General features: G+C 50.4%; 17 protein-coding genes and 2 pseudogenes. 12 read left to right on the top strand and 7 right to left on the bottom strand.

All coding sequences use genetic code 11. From position 1 onward, the window contains the following. Nucleotides 1-2: 2 nt before the first annotated feature. From accA to tilS, 3 genes are all read left to right on the top strand, one after another. Nucleotides 3-962 carry an acetyl-CoA carboxylase carboxyl transferase subunit alpha gene (gene accA, locus LOZ86_RS16840; protein ID WP_039483881.1) on the top strand — a complete coding sequence of 320 codons (960 nt, stop codon included), beginning with the start codon at nt 3-5 and terminating at the stop codon, nt 960-962. A gap of 126 nt (nt 963-1,088) precedes the next feature. Beyond that, on the top strand, nt 1,089-1,478 hold the full coding sequence (locus tag LOZ86_RS16835; protein WP_039483883.1) for a VOC family protein: 390 nt from the start codon (nt 1,089-1,091) through the stop codon (nt 1,476-1,478). Next, a complete protein-coding gene (gene tilS, locus LOZ86_RS16830) occupies nt 1,468-2,802 on the top strand; it encodes a tRNA lysidine(34) synthetase TilS (protein ID WP_039483885.1) in 1,335 nt (444 codons plus the stop codon). The genes LOZ86_RS16835 and tilS overlap by 11 nt, the downstream gene beginning before the upstream one ends. 125 nt (nt 2,803-2,927) lie before the next feature. Here the strand turns inward: tilS and rof are convergent, their stop codons facing one another. Both rof and LOZ86_RS16820 read right to left on the bottom strand, forming a co-directional pair. Further along, complete coding sequence (rof, locus tag LOZ86_RS16825; protein WP_029367608.1) at nt 2,928-3,188, bottom strand: Rho-binding antiterminator; 261 nt, start codon at nt 3,186-3,188, stop codon at nt 2,928-2,930. After that, nucleotides 3,175-3,375: a YaeP family protein gene (locus tag LOZ86_RS16820; RefSeq protein WP_010285748.1), complete on the bottom strand. Its 201-nt coding sequence runs from the start codon at nt 3,373-3,375 to the stop codon at nt 3,175-3,177. Before LOZ86_RS16820 ends, rof begins: the two co-directional genes overlap by 14 nt. 240 nt (nt 3,376-3,615) lie before the next feature. Here LOZ86_RS16820 and LOZ86_RS16815 point away from each other — a divergent pair, with 240 nt between their 5' ends. Next, complete coding sequence (locus LOZ86_RS16815; RefSeq protein WP_039483887.1) at nt 3,616-4,170, top strand: YaeQ family protein; 555 nt, start codon at nt 3,616-3,618, stop codon at nt 4,168-4,170. 73 nt (nt 4,171-4,243) lie between these two features. Then, nucleotides 4,244-4,939 carry an envelope stress response activation lipoprotein NlpE gene (gene nlpE, locus LOZ86_RS16810; protein ID WP_039483889.1) on the top strand — a complete coding sequence of 232 codons (696 nt, stop codon included), beginning with the start codon at nt 4,244-4,246 and terminating at the stop codon, nt 4,937-4,939. 71 nt (nt 4,940-5,010) lie between these two features. Here nlpE and mutS read toward each other — a convergent pair whose 3' ends face one another. After that, nucleotides 5,011-7,575: a DNA mismatch repair protein MutS gene (gene mutS, locus LOZ86_RS16805; protein ID WP_111778440.1), complete on the bottom strand. Its 2,565-nt coding sequence runs from the start codon at nt 7,573-7,575 to the stop codon at nt 5,011-5,013. A 911-nt stretch (nt 7,576-8,486) separates the two neighbouring features. Here mutS and pvcA point away from each other — a divergent pair. The 3 genes from pvcA (at nt 8,487) to LOZ86_RS16790 (ending at nt 11,717) form a co-directional block, all read left to right on the top strand. Further along, the gene (pvcA, locus tag LOZ86_RS16800; protein ID WP_370829037.1) at nt 8,487-9,446 is read left to right on the top strand and encodes an L-tyrosine isonitrile synthase; all 960 of its coding nucleotides are present in this window, start codon (nt 8,487-8,489) and stop codon (nt 9,444-9,446) included. Between the two features lie 64 nt (nt 9,447-9,510). Beyond that, nucleotides 9,511-10,365 carry a TauD/TfdA dioxygenase family protein gene (locus LOZ86_RS16795; protein ID WP_423805535.1) on the top strand — a complete coding sequence of 285 codons (855 nt, stop codon included), beginning with the start codon at nt 9,511-9,513 and terminating at the stop codon, nt 10,363-10,365. Between the two features lie 11 nt (nt 10,366-10,376). Then, the gene (locus LOZ86_RS16790; RefSeq protein ID WP_111778439.1) at nt 10,377-11,717 is read left to right on the top strand and encodes a glycosyltransferase; all 1,341 of its coding nucleotides are present in this window, start codon (nt 10,377-10,379) and stop codon (nt 11,715-11,717) included. Nucleotides 11,718-11,807: 90 nt separating this feature from the next. Here the strand turns inward: LOZ86_RS16790 and grxB are convergent, their stop codons facing one another. Beyond that, on the bottom strand, nt 11,808-12,443 hold the full coding sequence (gene grxB, locus LOZ86_RS16785) for a glutaredoxin 2 (protein WP_230242475.1): 636 nt from the start codon (nt 12,441-12,443) through the stop codon (nt 11,808-11,810). A gap of 214 nt (nt 12,444-12,657) precedes the next feature. Here grxB and LOZ86_RS16780 point away from each other — a divergent pair. Beyond that, a pseudogene (locus LOZ86_RS16780) lies at nt 12,658-13,531 on the top strand (LysR family transcriptional regulator). A 115-nt stretch (nt 13,532-13,646) separates the two neighbouring features. After that, nucleotides 13,647-14,284 (top strand): annotated as a pseudogene (locus tag LOZ86_RS16775) (MFS transporter); the annotation flags it as partial. A gap of 299 nt (nt 14,285-14,583) precedes the next feature. On the opposite strand, the gene LOZ86_RS16770 reads toward LOZ86_RS16775, so the two are convergent. The 3 genes from LOZ86_RS16770 to LOZ86_RS16760 all read right to left on the bottom strand — a co-directional run bounded on the left by LOZ86_RS16770 (nt 14,584) and on the right by LOZ86_RS16760 (nt 17,595). Further along, nucleotides 14,584-16,116, bottom strand: coding sequence for a sensor domain-containing diguanylate cyclase (locus LOZ86_RS16770; RefSeq protein WP_225969836.1), 1,533 nt, complete (start codon nt 16,114-16,116; stop codon nt 14,584-14,586). Nucleotides 16,117-16,349: 233 nt separating this feature from the next. Beyond that, nucleotides 16,350-17,024: a MarC family NAAT transporter gene (locus LOZ86_RS16765; protein ID WP_039483901.1), complete on the bottom strand. Its 675-nt coding sequence runs from the start codon at nt 17,022-17,024 to the stop codon at nt 16,350-16,352. An 82-nt stretch (nt 17,025-17,106) separates the two neighbouring features. Next, entirely contained in the window at nt 17,107-17,595 is a 489-nt protein-coding gene (locus LOZ86_RS16760) for an SRPBCC family protein (protein ID WP_230242473.1), read from the bottom strand. Nucleotides 17,596-18,076: 481 nt separating this feature from the next. Here LOZ86_RS16760 and LOZ86_RS16755 point away from each other — a divergent pair, with 481 nt between their 5' ends. Then, the gene (locus LOZ86_RS16755) at nt 18,077-18,412 is read left to right on the top strand and encodes a hypothetical protein (protein WP_039483904.1); all 336 of its coding nucleotides are present in this window, start codon (nt 18,077-18,079) and stop codon (nt 18,410-18,412) included. A gap of 235 nt (nt 18,413-18,647) precedes the next feature. Next, complete coding sequence (gene pncC / locus LOZ86_RS16750) at nt 18,648-19,142, top strand: nicotinamide-nucleotide amidase (RefSeq protein WP_039483905.1); 495 nt, start codon at nt 18,648-18,650, stop codon at nt 19,140-19,142. Nucleotides 19,143-19,229 lie beyond the last annotated feature (87 nt).

The following is a 19,229-nucleotide window of genomic DNA, read 5'->3' as shown; positions in this document are numbered from 1 at the left end:
CTATGAGTCTGAATTTTCTTGATTTTGAGCAGCCGATTGCAGAGTTGGAAGCGAAAATTGACTCGCTGACCGCAGTCAGCCGTCAAGACGAAAAATTGGATATTAATCTGGACGAAGAAGTCCAGCGCTTGCGTGAGAAGAGCGTTGAACTGACGCGCAAAATCTTCGCCGATTTGGGTGCCTGGCAGGTTGCGCAATTAGCGCGCCATCCACAACGTCCTTATACGCTTGATTATATTAAGCATATCTTTACCGACTTTGATGAGTTGGCTGGCGATCGTGCCTATGCCGACGATAAAGCCATTGTCGGCGGGATTGCCCGTTTAGAGGGGCGCCCGGTGATGATCATTGGTCATCAGAAAGGACGTGAAACCAAAGAAAAGATTCGCCGTAATTTCGGTATGCCAGCACCGGAAGGCTATCGCAAAGCGCTGCGCCTGATGGAAATGGCCGATCGCTTCAGGATGCCGATCATCACCTTTATCGACACGCCGGGCGCTTATCCGGGCGTTGGCGCAGAAGAACGTGGTCAGTCTGAGGCTATCGCGCGTAACCTGCGTGAAATGTCGACGCTGCGTGTGCCAATCATCTGTACCGTTATCGGTGAGGGTGGTTCCGGTGGTGCACTGGCTATCGGCGTGGGTGACAAGGTCAACATGCTGCAATACAGCACCTACTCGGTTATTTCACCGGAAGGCTGTGCGTCTATCCTGTGGAAGAGCGCAGATAAAGCGCCGCTGGCGGCGGAAGCCATGGGCATCATTGCGCCACGTCTGAAAGAGCTGAAACTGATCGATACCGTGATCCCTGAACCGCTGGGTTCCGCGCACCGTAACGTCCCGGTGATGGCAGAGTCTCTGAAAGCACAGCTGCTGGCCGACCTGCTCGACCTCGACGGCCTGACGGAAGAAGAGCTGTTGAACCGCCGTTATCAGCGTTTGATGAACTATGGTTACTGTTAAGTACAGTGGTTACTGCTGATAAGGTGATTGTCTGATTGATGTGTTATCAATCAGGCGATTCTGGCGTTACTTTGAAAATCCGTTGTCAGAAATGACAGCGGATTTTTTGCTATGAGGGTTTGAAGCATGCTGAAGCTGCTCGATGTCCATCACATTGCGGTTATTGCCTCTGACTACGAACGCAGCAAGGCATTTTACTGTGATGTGCTAGGGTTTACGTTGAACAACGAGGTCTACCGTGAAGCGCGGCAGTCGTGGAAAGGGGATCTCTCGCTGAATGGGCGTTATACCATTGAGCTATTTTCTTTCCCCTATCCACCTGCGCGCGTGAGTCGCCCGGAAGCCTGTGGCCTGCGCCATCTGGCCTTTGCCGTAGCTAACGTAGAACAAGCGGTCGCCTCGCTGGAACAGGCCGGCGTTATCTGTGAACCTGTCCGGGTCGATCCTGACACGCAGCAGCGCTTCACCTTTTTCGCCGATCCTGACGGCTTGCCTTTAGAACTGTATGAGATCTGATACCGTGGACCACACCGAACCTGATGATCGATTGCTCCAGACGATCGCGACGCAAACGGCCGGATGCGGGTCGATCCTGCTGGCCTACAGCGGTGGTCTGGATTCTAGCGTGCTCTTGCATCTGCTGGTGGCTCTGCGTCAGCGTTCTGGGCTACCCATTAGTGCGGCTTATATTCATCATGGGTTAAATCCGCTGGCCGATAGCTGGGCTGAACATTGTCGTCAGCAGTGTGAACGCTGGCAGGTGCCCTTTGCCTCGCTGTCGGTGACGGTTGAGGCGCAGAACGGCGGTATCGAAGCCGCGGCCAGAACGGCACGTTATCAGGCTTTGCGAGCGCATCTGCAAGAGGGCGAAGCCTTGCTGACGGCACAACATCTGGATGACCAAAGCGAAACCTTTTTACTGGCGCTTAAACGCGGCAGCGGGCCTGCCGGGTTATCTGCGATGGCGGCTCAAAGTACGCTCGGTCATCATCGTCTTGTGCGTCCGCTGTTAGGCATTTCTCGCTTGCAGTTGGAGGCGTATGCGCAGTGGCATCAGCTTGGCTGGATTGAAGACGACAGCAATCAGGACGAACGTTTTGACCGCAATTTTCTACGTCATCAGATCTTACCGCGATTGACGCAGCGCTGGCCGCATTTCTCCTCCGCCGTGGCGCGTAGCGCTCAGCTTTGTGCCGAACAGGAACAACTGCTAGATGAGCTGCTGGAGGAATCATTGCAGGCGTTATGCCAGCCGGATGGTGCGCTGAGCATTGACGGCCTGCTGCCGCTAAGTCCGGTGCGTCGTTTTGCACTCCTGCGTCGCTGGCTAGCGCAGCAAGGGGCGACCATGCCCGCACGTGAACAGTTACAGCGACTCTGGGATGAAATCGCGACGAGCCGTCAGGATGCGGAGCCGGTATTGCAACTGAATCAGATGCAGGTTCGTCGTTTTCGTCAGCATCTCTATCTGCTACCGCTAATGTCGTCGCTAAAAGACCACATTATCCCGTGGCAGTCGCCGTCATGTCCGTTATCGCTACCCGATAATCTGGGCACGCTGTCGTGGGCCGATAGCGGTGTGGCGGTTCGTGCGCCGGAAAATGGTGAGTCGGTGAGCATTCGTTTTTCGACCAGCGGAACCGTGCATATTGTCGGCAGAGCTCACGGGCGACAAATCAAGAAACTCTGGCAGGAGTTGGGCGTTCCGCCCTGGTGGCGCGACCGTACGCCGCTGGTGTTCTACAACGAGCAGCTGATTGCGGCAGTGGGACGATTCGTCACGCGAGAAGGGCAGGCGAGAGAGAACCATCCTGTATGGCACATGGTTTGGGAAAAATAAGTTTGGGAAAAATAAGCCATGGGAAAAACTTGAAGCAAAAACGCTGAAATAAAAACGGACAACCTGCGTTGTCCGTTTTGGAAGCATTTGTTCAGCGTTTGCCGCTGAATGAAAGGAAAAGTCTGTCAGGATTCGCTGACGACGACCTTCCCGATTTCAGGATGACTGAAACTGACGATGTGGTCGAGACGCAGCTCGCGCGTTGTGCCTGAGGCTTCAATCACCAGATATTCGACCTGCTTACGTGAGATCATATCACTGGCTTTACCGGTCACAACTTCACCATTGCGTAGTTCCAGCGTCAGCGTCAAATTCTGCTGACAAGTGGCTTCCAGGCTGTCGTAATCATCACAGTTGATGGGTTGATATTCATTACTCATTGACATAATCACTCACCAATAAGTTAGCGGCGGCAAAAGCGGCCTGTTCCCTGACGGAGGATGGCAACGCATCATTCGCGGCAATGCCATCCAGGGTTTTCAAAACACAACCCAGCGAATCGGGTATATAGCCCAGATCGCCACTGGCGATCTCTGCGTATAAGCGACGTACTAATTCACAGTATTCTTGCACTATATCCTCCCTTAAAAGCTTAGCTCGGTAGATATTCATGCATCATCACTTGCTGTGGTGCGCGATGTTGTAAGCCTACGAAGATAAACTCTATTTATCAAACCGACTATAGCATAGGCACTAACAGGATATCAGTAGTCCTTAGAGGCCTAATCTATCGGTTACGTGGCAGATATCACCTTTACTGTGAGGATGGCACTAACTCAAGTAAACTAGGAGGGAATAAAGACGAGGTCACTGATGGCATTAAAAGCAACGGTTTACAAAGCAGCAATCAATATTGCCGATATGGATCGGAATTTTTTTCACGACGCGAATCTGACGATAGCCCAGCATCCGTCTGAAACTGAGCAGCGCATGATGCTGCGGCTTTTAGCGTGGATTTGCCATGCTGATGAAAATCTACGCTTTACCAAAGGGCTCAGCGCAGATGACGAGCCGGAAATCTGGCGACGTAACGATACGATGGAACTGGAACTGTGGATTGAGCTAGGCCTGCCGGATGAAAAACGGCTCAAAAAAGCCTGCAATCAGTCCCGTTCCGTGGTGTTGTACGCCTACAGCGAGCGTGCGGCACAGGTTTGGTGGAGTGCAATATCGGGCAAGGTCTCTGGGTACAAGAATCTGGCTATCCGTTTTCTGGATGATAATCAGCTGGCTCAGCTTGCCGGACTGGTTCAACGCACTATGTCATTGCAGGCAACGATACAGGAAGGCACGATCTGGTTATCTGACGATAAGAATAGTCTGGAAATAGCATTTTCTGAGTGGAAAATTCCTCAGACTCAGGGATGATAACAGATTGGATATATTCCAGATCGTTGAGTAAGAACGATAAAAACAGGGCAGAGACGGCAGGAAAATAATGATGAAAAAACTGGCTATCGGTGTGCTGTTGATTGCAGGGATTTCTGGGTTGATCGGGTGTCATACCCGCTCGCAAGTTCAGGAAGAACCCCTTAAACCAATGGCGCAAAGTTATCGTGGCGTTTTACCCTGTGCGGACTGCGGAGGGGTTGATACGTCACTGTTTTTGGAAAAAGACGGGACTTTTGTTCTGCGTGAGCAGTATCAAACGACGCGAGAGGGCAACAACACGTTTGCTTCCTATGGGCAATGGCGGCGCACTGCCGACAAGCTGGTGCTGACGGATAGCGCGGGCGAAAAACGCTACTTCCGCCCGGTTGATAGCTCTCTTGAAATGCTGGATCAGGAAGGGCTGCCCATCAATTCTTCTCTTCCTCGCCAACTGACGGCAACCGAGCAAGCATTGCCGGATACGCCGATGTCGATGAAGGGCATGTACCGCTATCTGGCGGATGCTGCAACGTTCTCTGACTGCGCAACCGGAAAAACGTTTGTGGTGGCGAATAATGCCGTACTGGAAAGGTTGTACCTTCGTACGACGGCGTCGGCAGGTGAACCGGTGCTGGTCTCCTTTACCGCGCATTTTGCTGTGATTCCATCAATGGAAGAAGGGCAGATGGTGAAAGCGGTGGTACCTAACAGCAGCGATAACGCACGCATGAACGCGCGGGCAAACTGCGATACACAGATAGACTAACGCAGCATTAAAAAGAAAAGGCACTGATTTCAGTGCCTTTTTGCTATCGATTTGCCTCGCTCTAACTCGCGTTAGAGCATTTTCTTTAGCTGATAAAGCCAGTCCAACGCCTGACGCGGCGTGAGCGCATCAGGATCGATGGCTTCCAGCGCTTCAATGGCCGGTGACGGCTCATCATTGCTCAGCAGCGCCAACTGTGCGCCATCGATATGGCTGGATGACGCATTATTCGATAGCGTTTCCAGCTCCTTCAGCTTCTGGCGTGCGCGCTTAATCACTTCTTTCGGTACGCCAGCCAGTGCGGCGACGGCAAGGCCATAACTTTTGCTGGCTGCGCCATCCTGTACGCTGTGCATGAAGGCGATGGTATCGCCGTGTTCGCGTGCATCCAAATGGACATTCACTACGCCTTCCATTTTTTCCGGCAGAGTGGTCAGTTCAAAGTAGTGCGTTGCAAACAGCGTCATCGCTTTGATGCGGCTCGCCAGATTTTCGGCGCAGGCCCAGGCCAGCGACAGGCCGTCATAGGTTGAGGTTCCGCGGCCGATTTCGTCCATCAACACCAGGCTGTTTTCCGTGGCATTGTGCAGAATATTCGCTGTTTCTGTCATTTCCACCATGAAGGTAGAACGGCCAGAGGCCAGATCGTCGGCGGCACCCACACGAGTGAAAATACGATCGACGGGGCCAATGATCGCCTGATCCGCAGGCACAAAGCAACCGATGTGCGCCATCAGCACAATCAGTGCGGCCTGACGCATATAGGTACTTTTCCCGCCCATGTTGGGGCCGGTGATAATCAGCATACGGCGCTGTGGTGCTAGCGACAGGGGGTTCGAAATAAATGGTTCACGAAGCACCTGTTCGACGACGGGGTGACGACCGCCCGTAATCTTGATGCCAGGTTTATCACTCAGCGTCGGGCAGACATAATTCAGCGTATCGGCGCGTTCAGCCAGATTCGTCAGAACATCTAGCTCAGCCAATGCGGCTGCGCTTTGCTGAAGCTCGGCCAGATGAGGCAACAGCAGATCGAAAAGCTCATCATATAGCGCTTTTTCCAGCGCCAGCGCTTTGCCTTTCGAGGTCAGAACTTTGTCTTCGTATTCTTTCAGCTCGGGGATGATATAGCGTTCGGCATTTTTCAGCGTCTGGCGGCGTACATAGTGGATCGGCACCAGATGGCTTTGGCCACGGCTAACCTGAATGTAATAACCGTGTACGCCATTGAAACCGACTTTCAGCGTATCAAGCCCCAATTTTTCGCGTTCGCGAATTTCCAGACGATCCAGATAATCGCTGGCACCCTCAGCCAGCGCACGCCATTCATCCAGCTCTGAATGGTAGCCCGGCGCGATGACACCGCCGTCACGTACCAGCACAGGTGGTGCTTCGACAACGGCGCGTTCCAGCAAATCACGTAGCTCATCAAATTGTCCAATCAGGCTGACCAGACGACGAACGGAATCGGTATCCAGTGGCGCAAGCTGCTCACGAATATCGGGAAACTGCTGGAAAGCGTGGCGCATACGCGCCAGATCACGTGGGCGTGCCGTGCGCAACGCAAGTCGCGCCAGAATACGTTCCAGATCGCCGACCTGCCGCAGAGAGGGTTGCAGATCGGGCGTGATGTCCTGCAACGCGCTGATAGCCTGCTGGCGCTGTTTGAGCGCCTCAATATCGCGGCTGGGCATGTGAATCCAGCGCTTCAGCATTCGGCTGCCCATTGCCGTCACGGTGCAGTCCAGTACGGCGGCCAGCGTATTTTCTACACCGCCGGACAGATTCTGCGTCAGTTCAAGGTTACGGCGGGTGGCTGCATCCATGATGATGCCGTCTTGCTGGCGTTCCATCGTAATGCCGCGAATATGCGGCAGCGAGGTGCGCTGGGTGTCTTTCGCGTATTGCAGCAGGCATCCGGCTGCCCGTAGCGCAAGCTTCGCCTGCTCTACGCCAAAGCCGGTCAAATCGCGGGTACCAAATTGCAGATTGAGCTGCTGGCGTGCCGTATCAGGTTCAAATTCCCACAGCGGACGACGACGAAGCCCATGGCGAGTTTCTATCAAATCCATGGACTCAAAGGATTCAGGGTAGAGTAATTCCGCTGGGTTAGTGCGCTGCAATTCGGCCGCCATGGTTTCCCGGTCGGCGGGTTCACTGACGCGAAAGCGTCCAGAGCTGATGTCCAGAGTGGCATAACCGAATCCCCGACCGTCCTGCCATATCGCTGCCAGCAGGTTATCCTGCTTTTCCTGCAATAGCGCTTCGTCGCTGATGGTTCCCGGCGTGACGATACGGACAACTTTGCGTTCTACCGGACCTTTGCTGGTGGCTGGATCGCCGATCTGTTCGCAGATCGCGACGGATTCGCCCATTTGCACCAGTCTGGCAAGGTAGTTTTCAACGGCATGATGAGGAACGCCAGCCATCGGTATCGGTTCCCCTGCGGAGGCACCGCGCTTCGTCAGCGAAATATCCAGCAGTTGAGAAGCCCGCTTGGCATCGTCATAGAACAGCTCGTAAAAATCGCCCATGCGGTAAAACAGCAGGATTTCCGGATGTTCAGCTTTTAACCTAAAGTACTGCTGCATCATGGGAGTGTGGGCAGTGAAGTCCTTGTCGGTAGAATCTTTCATATTGATTTTACTCAGTTTTTACTCTATTTGTTAGTTCAGATAGCTGCTTGTAAAACTGTCAAAAATCCACCTAAACCCATAAATTTGTATACCAGAGTAAGGTGCAGCATACATCCTGATCGGCTGATACACATTAGGATTGCATCACTGAAAATGACATTCAATCAGCCTATTATAATCAATGTGTTATTTGTCGATGTGAAGCCATTTTTCGCTTCTGAATGGTCGTGCCATCTCTGTGTCTAACCCAATGCGAAAACTCTATCTTATCACTGATACCCACTGTGATTCACTCGTAGACCTTGGTGTAGCAATCAGTGCCACGAAAAACCTACTTTATCCAGCGTGGTTTGGATTTTGTATAACAAACAGCAACCGGAGGGAAAATTTCACAGGAAGTTATCAGAGCTACTATTGGAAATGTATCTGATTTTGCCAATATTGATTATGTATGCGAAGCGGCTTCAGTATTGCTCAGACGGTGAAGCAAACAAAGCAAAACGACGTAGAATGCGAGGAAAAAATCAATGTAGTGAACCGACTGATTAGTGCTGCGAGTTTTTCCCAATATCGACAACACGCGGGCTACAGATTTAGCTGCTCTTTATTTGGAGAACGGTGTTAAGACGCTTGCATGGTATTGGTAAAAAGGAAATGGCCCAGCGGTAATTGAGGCTCTGTTTATCAATGTTATTATTTAGGCGTATTTTTTATGAGTTACACTTTTTATTGATTTTTATATTCATTTGACATTCGGAATGGGGTGCTAATGTTTTAAATAAAAAAACTGAATATGTCATTCAGTTTTTTTTTGTATTCGCGTAAGGATTTTATTCTATTGTTTCTACGCCACTGCTATGCAGTTTATTTCCTTTTTAAAATTAATGTAAAGTAATGAGGTTATTTTGTATATGGTGAATAATGAATTAGTTTCATCGCTAATATTAAGTGAGTTAATTCAATATCGGCGTAGATTTACCCAGTTGACGAAATCAATTAGTGAAGAAGAGTCTCAGGTGACTCAAGTTCAACTACCCAGAATTCGTGCCTTTGTTGAAGAAGAGCGTCGAATTGAACTCATTCTGCCTGCGTTTCCGTTTAAATCTCCTAGTCCTTATAAGGTGTTGGGAAGAACGCCAGATATGGCGGAACGGTTGTCCTTGATCTTCCTGAATTCGTTATGTCAGCGTATTCAGCTTTATTATCCACCCGGTGCGCATATCCGTCTTTGCTCGGATGGGCATGTATTTGGTGACTTGATTGGGACCAGCGACGAAACGATTAATATTTATCAGGATGAAATTGAAAATTTACTGCATGAACTGGGTGCCGTTTATCTCAGCGTTTTTAATCTTAAAGATGTAGAGAATATGGCGGCGCTCACCGCTGATTATGATCGCCTTCGCCAGCAGTTGGTTGAGAATTACGCTGATTCAGAAGAGGAAGTGAAAGCGCAGCTCATGCAGAGCGAAGAAGGTTTGCAGCTTTATCGCTCAATGACCCGTTTCCTCTATGAAGATAGCCTGAGGCCTGACTATACCGGCTCTAATGCGGCATTACAGAAAGATGCCAAAAAACGCGCGTGTAGCGTTATTCAACGCAGTTGGGCATGGGGCAATCTGCTTGCTGAACAATTCCCAGACGCCATTCGGTTGTCTATTCACCCGCAGCCTTCGGACAGTCTGAAGCTGGGTATTCATATGATGCCCACCAAGGACGATTGGTTGACACCCTGGCATGGTGTTGCCGCCAATGTTAATGGGCAGTTTGTGCTAATGAAAAATGTGGATGCACAGCAATTGGACGGTGAAATCGTGGAGATCCGCGGTATGCCTAGCCATTACTTAGTTAAACAGCCTGATATGGCATAAGCGTACTGTTTTCGTCTTATCGTTCACTGAGACATCGATATTGTCATCTAATAAAGGAATATACATGATGGAAAATAGCATGAGCTGTCGCATCGAATTGCTTTCCCCTTTTGGTATGTTATTGACGCCGGTTGAAGCGGGGCAGAGTGTCGCAACACTGTCGATTGATACCTTGCGTGAACTCGCCCGAGAACATCATCTCCTGGTACTGCGTGGGTTTTCTTCTGGATTTTCCGATCCTGAAACATTGACTGAGTATGCCGGCCAATGGGGGGAAATCATGATGTGGCCTTTTGGCGCCGTGTTGGACGTGAAGGAACATGCGGATACCAAGGATCACATCTTTGATAACAGCTATGTGCCGCTGCACTGGGATGGTATGTACAAACCAACCATACCCGAGTTTCAACTGTTCCACTGTGTTTCTGCGCCGGGGCAGCAGCAAGGCGGGCGAACCACTTTTGTCGATACCACACGCTTGTTGGCTGAGGCCGGCGCACCGTTAGTCGATGAGTGGCGACGTGTTTCCATTACTTATCGTATTAAAGCTGTTGTGCATTACGGCGGTGAAGTCACCTCTCCATTGGTCATCCCGCATCCCAACGGCACGGGGGAGATTATGCGTTATAACGAGCCGCCTACCGAAGGGGAGCGTTTCCTTAACCAACATGTGTTGGAATACCACAATGTCACGCCGGAAACGCAAAGCGCATTTAGTCAGACGTTACGGCAGCATTTGTACGATCCCCGTTATTACTATGCGCATCAATGGCTACAGGGCGATGTTGTGGTAGCCGATAATTTCTCGCTGCTGCATGGTCGTGAAGCCTTTACGGCGCAGTCTGCACGCCACCTCCAGCGTGTGCATATTCAGGGCACCCCGATTTGTGTGAACACCTGCATTGATAACGCAGCATAAGGAAAAGCATCATGGCACATATTCTTATGGCGGCGATGGCGACGCCGGGGCATGTTTACCCGTTACTGACTATCGCTCGCTATCTGGTTGAGCAGGGGAACGATGTCACGTTGTTTAGCGGTGCGTTGTTCCGTGAGCAGGCGGAGGCCGCTGGCGTCGGGTTCATCCCTTTTAGCGATGACATTGATTTCGACTACCGGCACCTTGAACAACATTTCCCTCAACGCGCGATGTTGCCGCCAGGTAACGCACAGATGGCTCTTGCTCTGAAGGATTTCTTTGCAGCACCGATTCCACTGCTGGATCGCCAACTGCGTGAAGCGTTGGCAAAGACCCACGCCGATTTGCTCATCGTTGAAAATTGTTTTTATGGCGTCTTGCCTTTGCTGTTCTCCGTGCAACGGCCGCCCGTCATCGTAATAGGCGTTACGCCGCTGTCCTATTCGACACGAGATTCTGTTTTCTATGGGCCTCGCATTCCTCCCAAATTGCTGCCGCCCGACCTGAGCCATGAACAGCTGGTCGATGAGGAAACGCGGGGACTGATGAGCGAGGTGCAGCACGCGTTTAATCATGCAATGGTGCAGTCGGGAGGAAAGCCGCTCGAACAACCTTTTATGGATACGCTGATTGGCCGCTGCGATCGTTTCTTGCAGTTATCCACAACTGAGCTTGAGTATCAACGTGATGACTTACCACCAAGCGTGCGATTTATTGGGCCATTATCCCACCATGCTGCCGCAGAACGTGTTCCGCAATGGTGGGCACCGGACGACAAGCGGCCACTTATTATCGTTTCACAAGGCACATTGGCGAATGTCGATCTCCAGCAGCTCATTGGGCCAACACTGTGCGCATTAGCTGACTTACCTGTCAGAGTGCTGGTAACCACCGGAGGGCGTTCGATTGATTCGCTGCAAGCATCCTTGCCTGAAAATGCCAGAGTGGTGAGCTTCCTCTCTTATGACGATTGGTTGCCAAGAGCGTCGATCGTCATCAGCAATGGCGGATATGGTTCGATTAATGCTGCGCTGAAAGAGGGCGTTCCTTTAATTGTGGCAGGGGTAGGGGAAGATAAACAGGAAGGTGCTGCGCGCGTGGTATTCGCCAAATGTGGGATTAACCTGCAAACCAGTACGCCGAGTGAACAGCAGATTAAGCAGTCTGTCATTGAGATATTGGAAGATCCCAGCTATTTACAGCGTGCAAGATGGATTAAGGCAGATTATGCAAGCCATGATGCGCTTGCCCTGATTCAGGCTGAGGCTAATGCGCTGTGTTTTACAAAGGAATGTTCGCTAAAGGAGGACGGTATAACATCAGATAGGGATACTTCTCTGCTTCGCATTTAGCTATTATTTCATACGTAATAACGTGTTGAAACCCGCTACGTGTTATGGGGCAAAACTGTGCCCCATAACGCTATTCGAATGCGATTAACCCTACAGCGCTTTATCGGTCAACAAGTCGACCTTGCTGGCTGTTGAGACACGCTTAAGGTACGCGTGAACGTTAGGGCCAAACTGTACGCCTTTCACGATCGTAAGCGACAGTAAGATCGGGAACAGAATAAAGTCGGTGGTAGAAATGACGCTGACATTTGCCAGACGCGGCTCCAACGCCTCGAGTTTCTGCTCCACTTCCGCAATCAGTTCCGGCGTTTTCGCCAGCAGTGCATCCAGATCGCCGAAGGCTTTTTCTTCGCGCAGGATGTAGGCATAGCGCGCCTCTGGCGTGGAAAGCTCTTTGAAATCGGCTTTCGTAAAACGGGGAACAGCAAGGTTAAATACCGCGCTGGAAACGGACTTACACCAGGCTTCAATCTCAGCATCAACCGGTTTTTCGGCGATTAACGGCGCTTGCTTGCTGTCGACATAGTGGACGATATCCATACTTTCCGGCATGAAACTGCCATCTTCTTTCTGTAGGATCGGCACCACTTTGCGGCCCACCATGCGCGTTGGCGTGTCGATGTCGCCTTCCATAATGACGGATTGCTCAACAGGCAGATCTTTCAGGCCAAAAATCATTCTGGCTCTGACACAGAATGGGCAGTGTTCGTAAATGAAAAGTTTCATGCATCGCCTCGTAAGATTTTGAAAAAGGCCGCAAAAATTTGCCAGCCCTGACATGACAAGTCATTCCATCAGAGTAATACCTGATGCGGTTGGCGGTAAAGCGAATGTGCCTGAAGATGGCGATGGCAGGGAAAAGAAGGGCGCGGTGTGGATCGCGTGACCCGTACCAGATTCCTGTATGATGCAGTGAAACCCCTTTTGCGGAAGAGAAATCATGGATCGCCTGAGCGCGCTGGAAACATTTATCTGCGTTTTTGAAACGGGGTCGTTTTCCGCCGCGTCTCGCAGGCTCGGTATTGGGCAGCCTGCGGTGTCCAAAGCGATCATGCAGCTTGAAAATCAGCTGGCAACGCCGCTGTTGCTCCGTTCTACCCGAGGGCTGACGCCGACAGAAGCCGGGCAGAATTTTTATGAGCAAATCGCCCCGGCGTTAAAGGTACTGGGGGATGCTCAAGAGCATGTGGTTAGCGGAAGCGCTGCGCTGTCTGGGCGGCTACGCATCGGTGCACCCGTGACGTTTGCCAGACAGCTCATCATACCGCAGCTCCATGAATTCATGGCCGAGCATCCCCAGCTAAATATTGATGTCATTCTGGACGATCGCCCGATCGATCTGATTGCGGAAGGCATTGATGTGGCACTGCGTTTGGGCGACATGAAGGATGATTGCCCAGCGGTTAGCATCGTGTTCCATGCGCCTGCTGGCGACCCCTGACTATTTCGCGCGTCATGGTGTGCCAGCTTCTCCTGACGTTCTGGCTGCGTATCCTGCCGTCATCTATTTGCAGGGAGAGAGAACCGATCGCTGGATTTTTTCTCAGGGTGAAACACAGACCACAATATTACCCAATGGGCGTATCCGTGTTTCTGCGGCGGAAGGCGTGCGTGCAGCGGTGCTATCCGGTGTAGAACTGATTGTGGCATCGGAATGGATGTTTGCACCAGAGCTTGAAAGCGGGCAGGTCGTCACCGCGCTGGATTCATGGTCGCTGGGTAAGATGGATCTGTGGGCTGTCTACCCCAGAGGCCGCATGATATCAGCCCGCGCCAGAATTTTTACCGATTTCGTCCAGCATTTTTTCTCCTGAAATATTCCTATTCGGAATAACTGATATCCATTTTACCTCTCTATTGGGAATGAGTGCGACGTCTTATGCTCTGCTCATCACCTGCCGACTTCCGGCAGGAAGCACACAGACAGGTATGATGATGAGTACATTATCCAGCGAAGCCGATATCAGAACGCAGCAGGCTCCCGGCAACGTATTGATTTTCTCAATGGCGGCAGCCAGTGGTATTTCTGTTGCCAATATCTATTACAACCAACCGATGCTGGGTGTGATCGGCGAAAGCTTTAGGTTGAGCGAGGCAACCTCACTGATTCCAACCGTGACGCAACTGGGCTATGCCTTGGGGCTGCTACTGCTGGTTCCGCTCGGCGATAAGTTTGACCGCCGTCGGCTGATCGTGTGGCAATTTTTGATGTTGGCACTGGTTTCTGCATTTGCGGCCTTGTCGACATCAGCTGTCGCGTTATTAGGGGCTTCGTTGCTCATCGGTTTTGGGGCGACCGCCGCACAGCAGATTGTTCCGGCTGCGACGGCACTTGCCGATGCGAAACAGCGCGGCGCGATTGTTGGAACGGTGATGAGCGGGTTGCTTAGCGGCATTCTGCTTAGCCGTACGGTTGCGGGCTTGGTGGGCCGTGGGCAATGGGAAGAATGTTACCGGCTTCGCCATCGAATCAAACCGTTCGTTACCGTGAGCTGATGCGTTCGCTGGTGACGCTGTGGCAGGATGAACGCGCATTGCGTAAAGCTACGCTGATTCAGGCGCTGCTGGTTACGCTGATGAAAACCCAAAAAGCGTCATTGTGACCGGGGGAAAGCAGGCTGAAATAGCCAGACAGGGCGGCTGGGAAGTCTCACCAATGTTGTTTTACAACCGGTAGACTAACCTTACTTGCTGATGACAATACTATACATTTGGCTTGCTATAGTCCTTCCATCCCTTGTCAGTACCTCACATCTCTGTGAGTGTTGTGTTAGTTAACCATCCCTGTCATTAGAATGACCTTGGCCCGCCTTGTGCGGGTTTTTTTTGCCTGCTTTCCCGCTCGCGAGATTCGTGTTGAGCGTGTCTATTCCGTGTCGTGATTAACTGAATGATCGGACACGACTTTGATAACGACTCGGTTTCTGCCTTCATGCTTTGCCTGATAGAGGGCGTCGTCCGCGATTTTCAAGACGCTATCGATCTGCTCCATTCCCGGAATAAAACAGGTGACGCCGAGTGAAATCGTGATGTTCTCAGGAATTGGCAGCGGCATTTTTTCCACTTTTTTACGCAGCCGTTCAGCAATATCAGCGGCCTGCGTCATGTCCGTATCGGGCAGAAGTGCGAGGAATTCCTCTCCGCCAGTGCGGCAAATCAGATCGGATTCACGCGAGCTCTGTTTTATATTTTTCGCCAACAGCCTGATGACGTCATCGCCGATATTGTGTCCGTAGGTATCATTCACGCGTTTGAAATGGTCGATATCAATCACGATGGCGGCAACCTGATTGCTCTTTGAGAGAATGAGTTCAATGCTTTCATAGATGCCACGGCGATTGAGCAACCCGGTGAGCGGATCGGTGTGGGCTTGCAAACTCAGTTTGCCGATTCGCTTGTGCAGCAGCAGAGTACCGAAAAGAATGACGCGTTTTAGCTGGTCAACCTCAAAATACCAAGAGGGGACTTTCTTAATTTTTTCAATGACGCCAGGCTCCTCCATTTTACTGGCAGAAACGGCCAGTAAGCGCAGAGGATTGGCAATAGAGAAAGCGAGTAGGGTGAGTGCAATCAGCGTTAATATCATCACCGGTGCACCTTCGTATACAACGGAACGCATCACGCTGTCGAGCAAATCGATAACGGTTTGAGAAGGGTGCAAGGTAATGATGATCCAGCCGGATGATTTGACTGTATCAAAACCTGCAAGAGATGGCGTGCCCTGCATATCGGGCATGGCGGCGGTGCCACTCTTCTTGTTCCGAAACACCGCTTTGATTTTTTCGTCGCTGACGGGCTTGCCGACCCACTGTTTATCCTGATGGTAGAGAACAATTCCACTTTTATCGATCACGTAAACGCTGGAGTAATCGTTATAGAAATGGGTGTTCATGAATTCGTTTAAGACGCTTTGATTTTTTAAATAAATCGTTCCGCCGATGTAACCGAGATAATTTCCCTGTTTGTCTTTTATCGGGGAGGAAACCAGCACGATCAGATTGCCCGTAACTGAAATATAAGGCTGACTGATTAACGGCTTTTGTTCCACGAGCGCCAGCTTGCTGGCATCAGAGGTCAGCGTGCTTCCTTTCAGGTTCAGCGAGGTTGGGTAAACCGCGTGTATCTGATTCTGGGTATCCGCAACGAAAATAGAGTTAAAACTCTGGCTCATGCGGTATGTCTGCTCACTTTTTTCCAGTAGCGTCGCATCGTCATTAAAACTGTCCGCTATCGACATCGCGCTGTAAGCCAGCTCCTGCAGTGACGAAGATAAAAAACTTTCTGTGGTCGCCGCTAACTTGGAAGAATAGTTAAGGTTTGAACTCAGTATCTGATCGGTAATGAGCTTTTTTTGTACATTATAAACAGCAATATAGGCATTGGTCAGCGTGATGATCATGCTGATAATCGCGAGAGATAAAATGAGTGAACGCAAATTGATTGGGAATCGTTTTTTATTTTCATTGTTGGCCGCACCTATTTTCCGCTAGGTAAGCAAAGTAACGCTTTCTTTTTGTTATGTAACACGGGCAGGGGTATCGCTTGCGACCAATGAATAAATCCGCCATTCAAAGTTATAGACGCTAATTGGGCTATCTGGCAACGTATTGATATCTCTCTAGCATCTTCAACTTAATGCAGGGTATGTACGATCTCCAGCGTACCGTTAATGATGAACTGCACGCCCATGCAAACCAGCAGAAATCCCATCAGCCGTGAAATGGCCTCAATGCCGCTTTTCCCGATCAGACGCATAATCAGGCCAGAGCTTTTCAGACTGAGCCAGACGATCAGGCTGATCAACATAAACGTGAGTACGGGGGCAACGGTAATCACCCATGGCGTGATATCAACGCCGCTCTTGATTTGTGAGGCAGAACTAATGATGAGGGCAATGGTTCCTGGCCCCGCGGTGCTGGGCATCGCTAGCGGCACGAAAGCGATATTGACCTCATTGGCGGAGAAACTGTCGTTGATTTCTTCTTTTTTGCTTTTGACTTCAGGTGCATGTTCTGGCTTTTGCTGAGGAAAAAGCATGCGAAAACCGATAAATGCCACGATGAGCCCACCGGCAATGCGCAACCCAGGAATGGAAATTCCGAAGGTATTCATTACGACCTGACCCGCGTAGTACGCGACGGTCATAATGATGAAGACGTAGAGTGAGGCTTGAAAGATCTGACGATTTCGTTCCCCTTGGCTCATGTTGCCGGACATTGCCAAAAATACCGCTACCGTTGTCAGTGGGTTCGCGAGTGGTAGGATTAACACCAGACCAAGACCAATGGTTTGAATCAATTCCAGCATTCTACGTTCCTTTTATTGGGGCACTTTCGTCAGTTCAGGAAAACGGTCAAGGATGACCTGTCGCTATGATGTCTGGCGCGGCTTAGGCCAGTTCATCCTCCGCTAATTTTTTAAAACGATAGAGCGTTTTTGTCAGCATATCGCGAGAAAACATATCAAACATTTGGCCGATCTTTTTCCCGATCAAGCCGCCCGGTGGGTTGTAGCGAATGGTCAGCGTTACGGTTGTACCCGCTTCCGATGTGGCAGGTTGAAAAGAAAGCCGACCTTCATTCGGAACCCGTGCCCCTTCCAGCGAACGCCAGTGGATATACTCCCCCGGTTTTTCGTCAATAATACGAGCCTGCCACTCAATGAGCGCGCCAATTGGCGTGTTAATCCGCCAGTTAGAGTCGGTATAGTTCAGTATCTCAATACTGGCGAAATGGCCCCTCAGGATTGGCAACGTTTCCGGTTTGCGCCAGAGATCAAACAAGCGTTCTGCCGGGCGATTGATCGTAATGCTGCTGCTGATTTCATTGGCATAACTGCCGTTTTTCGCTGCGGTTCTTCTTAAGAAAGAGGGAAACACCCGTCATCCTCCCTAATGGATTATTACCCCTTTATTGGCATATTCACGCCATTCTGACCGATCTCGACCAATGAAGCAAAGCGGAGACGGTGGCGATAGTGATGGTGCAGGCTATCACAGCAATCGTCAGAATTTTTACACGCCTAATGTTGCGTTAATGTTGGTTCGGTACTGTAAGTATCAGACAGTAGCCGAATGAAGTGCCGCAAAACACCAGGGTTTTTACATAACGATAATAGCAGTACCCCGCCCACTATTTTTAGTGGGCTTTTTTTTATTTATCTTTCCCTGTCTAGATGTTTTATTTCATGTGAATTGATATTTATCAATTTATCGCTAATGGGTTCCTACCTATTAATGTGTAAAAGATGTTTATCCCTATATTCTGGCTTGTAAATAGCACATTGATTGTGAGGTGATTATACTTTATAAATATGTCGTGATACGTTTATAGCTAGCGTTTATGCTGGTAGGAATAAATATGAGTAACCCATTTGTTGCTAAGTGGAGCCGTAATGGCAACCTGCTTTGCCACGGCCACTGGTTAATATCTTATAGAGAAAAAGACTTCGCGCTGCCGGAAAAATATAAAGAGAATCATATGGGAACGATGGGGATCTACTCTATCATCGATCCTGATGATGAAATGTACCGGGACGGGTTAGATGAGGATGATTGGATTCTGGAAAATATCGACTGGCTGGCCGATAGCTTTGAAGAAAATAATGTCCCTATCGAAGAATGTTATTTTAGATATTTCTTTCAGGCTATAAATAAGCAGGACTGGCGATGCACCAGTTGCGCTGGCTGTATGTAAATTGCGCCATCACTATTAATTACTCCTATTCCCTCTGTATTCCCGCCGACCGACAATCTATTAGGGTAGTGCTATATTCTCTCTGACTATTCGACGGCGTTTTATTCGATCTTCTTCGATTTTCATCCCTCTTTCATCTTCTTTGCTAGGCGCTTCGCATACCGTGCAGCAAGACGTCTTTTTCGGGGAAAAGTGTTACCCTGACCCAACAATCCTTGATTAAGATGAGGCGGCAATGACGGAAGCTGACATTCTGCGGTTAAGTGCTTTGGTGGGCGAAAAACTGAAGGCGCGTGGTGCCAGGTTGACATGTGCAGAGTCCTGCACCGGAGGCTGGCTGGCTAAGTCTATTACCGATATCGCGGGTAGTTCTGGCTGGTTTGACTACGGCTTTGTGACATACAGCAATCTGGCCAAGCAGCGTTTGGTGAATGTGAACGCAGAGACACTGGAACAGCATGGTGCGGTGAGTGAAGCCGTCGTCAATGAGATGGCAGCAGGGGCTTTGCAGGCCGCTGATGCAGATTTTGCTATATCGGTAAGCGGCGTCGCTGGGCCAGACGGGGGAACCGAAGAGAAGCCTGTCGGCACGGTGTGGTTTGGCTTCACAGACAAACAGGGTGGGGCATTCGCCTGGACAATGCGGTTCAGCGGAGACAGAAACGCGGTGCGTTTGCAATCAGTCCATTTTGCGCTGCAAACGTTGCTCGACACGTTTCTGAAAAAATAACCTTGATGCTGTATGTGTATACAGTATAATGTCAGTAATTATTCGGTAATTCATGATTAAGCAGCCGCGTAGAGACAGCAGCTTTAC

Source organism: Pectobacterium parvum, assembly GCF_020971565.1.
Lineage (GTDB): Bacteria > Pseudomonadota > Gammaproteobacteria > Enterobacterales > Enterobacteriaceae > Pectobacterium > Pectobacterium polare.
Note: the sequence above shows the minus strand (reverse complement) of the source record. Positions and strands in the feature narration are given on the sequence as shown.